Origin of the sequence: Nonomuraea jiangxiensis (genome assembly GCF_900099965.1) — a bacterium.
GTDB classification, from domain to species: Bacteria; Actinomycetota; Actinomycetes; order Streptosporangiales; family Streptosporangiaceae; genus Nonomuraea; species Nonomuraea jiangxiensis.
Window position 1 is genome coordinate 1 of the sequence record NZ_FNDJ01000067.1, and the last position, 1,125, is coordinate 1,125.

A 1,125-nucleotide genomic window follows, 5' to 3' on the forward strand; every position below is an offset into this window, starting at 1 on the left:
CGCCAACGCGGTCGGCGCCAACGCGGTCGGCGGCGGCACGATACTCCCCGGCGCGGTACTCGGCGGCACGGTAGTCGGCGGCCTCGTCGGTCATGTCGAGGTAGACCTCTTCGAGTGTGGCGCTGCGTGGGGTCAGCTCGTGGATCGGGATGCCGCGCTCGGCGGCGAGATCGCCGATCGTGGCGGTGTCGGCGCCCGTCACCGCCAGGCTGCCCTGCGACCCGAACGTCACCGACGCACCGGCGCTGCGCAGGACCTTGCCCAGCTCCACGTGTCTCGGGGATCGGACCAGGATGTCGCGGCGGAAGCGGCCGGTGAGGTCCTCCATCGAGGTCTCGGCGATCAATCTGCCCCGTCCGATGATGAGCACGTGGTCCACGGTCAGGGCCATCTCGCTCATCAGGTGGCTGGACAGCAGCACCGTACGGCCTTCCGCGGCGAGAGTGCGCATCAGGCCGCGCATCCAGCGGATGCCCTCGGCGTCCAGGCCGTTCACCGGCTCGTCGAGCAGGACGACGCCGGGATCGCCCAGCAGCGCCGCCGCGATGCCCAGCCGCTGCCGCATCCCGAGCGAGAAGCCCCCGATGCGCTTGTGCGCCACGTCCCGCAGCCCCACCAGCTCCAGCAGCGTCATGATCCTGGAGCGGCCGATGCGGTGACTGCGGGCCAGGCAGGCGAGCTGGTTGTACGCGGTGCGGCCCGGATGCACGGCACCGGCGTCGAGCAGCACCCCCACCTCGTGGAGCGGCCGGTTGATCTCCGCGTATGGGCGCCCGTTGACCAGGGCCACGCCGGACGTCGCCGCATGAAGGCCGACGATGATGCGCAGGGTCGTGGATTTGCCGGCGCCGTTGGGTCCGAGGAAGCCGGTCACCCGGCCGGGGTGGACCTGGAAGGACAGCCGGTCGAGTGCGAGCGCCTCGCCGTATCGCTTGGTCAGTTCCTTTACTTCGATCACGTGAACACGGTGGCAAAACCCGCCCTGCCGGCGCGTCCGACCGTGGTCAGAACTTTCGCGTCCGCCCACGGTCGTACCTGGGCGACTGCGGGTCCGACCCGCGCGTTTGGATGGGGGGTGTGGGTGGGTTAGGGGGTTTGGTCGGTGGGGCGGATGAGGATTTCGTT

At 70.1% G+C, this 1,125-nt stretch carries 1 protein-coding gene; it reads right to left on the reverse strand.

Annotated features, from left to right (window positions below):
- A partial coding sequence (locus tag BLS95_RS53815; protein WP_143044331.1) for an ABC transporter ATP-binding protein occupies nucleotides 1-958 on the reverse strand: 958 nt, incomplete at its 3' end.
- Nucleotides 959-1,125 lie beyond the last annotated feature (167 nt).